The 260-nt window shown below is 62.7% G+C and carries 1 protein-coding gene; it reads right to left on the bottom strand.

Translation table 11 applies throughout. The annotated features are described in order from the left end of the window. Positions 1-260, bottom strand: a 260-nt coding sequence (locus LI92_RS21610) for an integrase core domain-containing protein (protein ID WP_046322741.1), incomplete at both ends; no start/stop codon positions are given.

Here is a 260-nt window from a genome sequence, read left to right as displayed (position 1 = left end):
TTGTAGGTGTGGAGCCATCGGGGGAACTCGGCGCAGCGTTCAGCGTCGCTGGTGTAGAGCCGGGCGTAGGCCCATTCGTCGGCCAGGGTTCGGTGAAATCTCTCCACTTTGCCGTTGGTTTGCGGGCGATAGGGTCGGGTCCGGCGGTGCTCGATGTCGCCAAGGGTGTCGTTGAAGGCGTGTGATCGGTAGCAGGACCCGTTGTCGGTCAAGACCGTTCGCACTGTGAAGCCGCCGGATTCGTTGAACCAGGCGTTGGC

The organism is Mycobacterium sp. UM_Kg1 (genome assembly GCF_000972925.1).
Classification (GTDB): Bacteria; Actinomycetota; Actinomycetes; order Mycobacteriales; family Mycobacteriaceae; genus Mycobacterium; species Mycobacterium hiberniae.
This window is presented reverse-complemented; position numbering and strand designations above follow the sequence as displayed.